Origin of the sequence: Mesorhizobium sp. M7A.F.Ca.CA.002.09.1.1, assembly GCF_003998555.1 — a bacterium.
In the GTDB taxonomy this organism is placed as follows: domain Bacteria; phylum Pseudomonadota; class Alphaproteobacteria; order Rhizobiales; family Rhizobiaceae; genus Mesorhizobium; species Mesorhizobium ciceri.
The window spans coordinates 1-2,117 of sequence record NZ_RZRR01000931.1; the positions used below are offsets into that span (position 1 = coordinate 1).

General features: G+C 63.4%; 2 protein-coding genes and 1 pseudogene. 2 read left to right on the plus strand and 1 reads right to left on the minus strand.

Annotated elements, in window-relative coordinates; translation table 11 throughout:
- A partial coding sequence (locus EN994_RS28500) for an inverse autotransporter beta domain-containing protein (RefSeq protein ID WP_245466109.1) occupies window positions 1-811 on the minus strand: 811 nt, incomplete at its 3' end.
- A gap of 329 nt (window positions 812-1,140) precedes the next feature.
- Here EN994_RS28500 and EN994_RS28505 point away from each other — a divergent pair.
- Both EN994_RS28505 and EN994_RS28510 read left to right on the plus strand, forming a co-directional pair.
- Window positions 1,141-1,671 (plus strand): invasion associated locus B family protein, encoded by a 531-nt coding sequence (locus EN994_RS28505; protein ID WP_244514247.1) that lies wholly within the window; start codon window positions 1,141-1,143, stop codon window positions 1,669-1,671.
- 68 nt (window positions 1,672-1,739) lie between these two features.
- Window positions 1,740-2,117 (plus strand): annotated as a pseudogene (locus EN994_RS28510) (aminopeptidase P family N-terminal domain-containing protein); the annotation flags it as partial.

Genomic DNA, 2,117 nt, shown 5'->3' on the forward strand with positions numbered 1-2,117 from the left:
GCCGCACACTGCCGGCGAACTGGGTGTCGTCGCGATTGTCGTTGCGGACCTCGCCGGCGAAGACCAGTTCCGTGTTGCTGCCGAAAACATCGCCGATCGTATACTCGAAGCCGGCCTTGGCGCCCGTGACGCTGCCGTCGTCGCCATGCGGATCCTCGAAATGATAGACGCCAATGTCGCGCCGCAGCGAATGCTTGTCGGGCAGGTTGACCGGCACCTGCGCGCCGATCTCGCCCTCGATGCCCCATGCCGCGTAATCGCGGTGGTCGAGGACCGAGATCTGCTCGATCAGCTGGTTGCTGACCATCGACAGGGTCGAACTGGTCGAGTGATCCGTCGAATCACCCTTGATCGGCAGATAGACGTTCACATGCGCATCGAAATGAGGCGTGATCGCCTCGGCGCCCAGCGTGGCCGCGGTGAACTGGGTGGAGTTGTAGTTCTCGAGATTGAGATAGGCGTAGCCGCCGATCATCAGGTCCGGGTTGACGATGCGGCGAATGCCGAGGCCGACATCCTGGCCGGAACCATCCTTGAAATCGTGCTTGGCCCGGACATCCAGGAACAGCACGGATTCGGCCGTCTGCTTGAGCGGGATGAAACCTTCGAGCGCGCCGTTGCCGCCATTGTTGTCGGCGCCGATGATGGCGCGGATCTGCGGCTGCCATAGCCCGTTGGGATCGCCATAGGCGGCCATGCCTGAAAGGCCGAGCGCCAGCGTCGTCAGTGCCGTCGTCTTCCAGAGATGCCTGGCGATTCGCGAACGGCGATAGCCGGCGTGCACGCGGAAATCCTCCCCACGCGCCGCCATCTCACCAACTTGCCGAGGCGTCTCGGTAGTTCCCATCCCTGGCGAGTCCTTCGGGGACTGCACGCACCCCGTGTAAAATCTTACTCGAATTCTATTGTATAGCGAGTCTCCGGCGCTTCGATTTCTGAGGGCCTCCTGCAATATTGTTCGTTGTATCCGAAAAGCCACAGTAATTTCGCCGGCTTGCTTGCCTCCTGCTCGGCTTCCGGAACAGTCGCGGGTGTTGTATCAAGCCATGCTCGGGAGAATACCGGGCGCGGCGAGGAAACATGCAAGGCATCCGGCAAAACAACATGACATTTACTTTAGCTAGATCTAATTTACTTGGCATGGCCGCGGGGCTGGCCGCCCTGTGGCTTGCTCTGGCCACCGGCCCGGCCCTCGCCGAAGATGCCAAGCCGGCCCAGCCAAAGCCGGCTGAAACCAATGCAAAACCGGCCGATGCCAATCCGTGGGCGATGAACTGCTCCAGCGGTTCGGCGACCACCGAGCTTCAGTGCCAGCTTTCGCAGAACCTGACCGAGGCCAAGACCGGGCAGCGCGTGCTGACCGTGACCGTGCGCCGCGACAACGGCAATGGCAGCCTCGCCATGCTGCTTGCCCTGCCGCACGGCCTGTTCCTGCCGTCCGGCGCCTCCTTCCAGATCGACCAGGGCCAGAAGACGACGATTGCCATCCAGACCAGCGACCAGAACGGCGCCTATGCCGCCACGCCGCTGTCGGCGGATCTCATCAAGGCCATGAAGTCGGGGACCAATCTGAACATCGGCATGGAATCGGTCACCCGCAAGCCGGTCACCATCCCGGTGTCGCTGGCTGGCTTCACCGCTGCCGTCGCCAAGCTGGAATCGATCAAGTAGCTGTTGTCAGCGGCTTGATTGTCGATGCCCGGAATGCTCCGTTGCCGCTTCGGACAGTGGAGAAACCCATGACAGGCTTTGTCGACCGCCAGCGCGCGGCGCAACTGATGGACCGCGCCGGCATCGAGGCGCTGGTGCTGTGCGCGCCCGAGGCCTTCCACTATGCGACCGGAGCCTCGATCGGCCCGGCGGGACTGTTCCGGCGCGCCGGCGCCGGCTTTGTCGTCATCCCGGCTGGCCGAGACCTGCCGATCGGCGTCGTGGTGGCGGACTTCAATGCGGGACAATTGCAGCGGGTTCTGCCGGATGCTGTCATCCGCAGCCACCCGATCTGGATCGAAGCCGCCACGCTGGACGCCTCGACGTCAGGGCAAGGGTTGCCGCAACGCATCGAGGCCGGCCTTGCCGGCCGGGCGCCGGGTTTTTCTCTGCCCTCGACCTTCGCA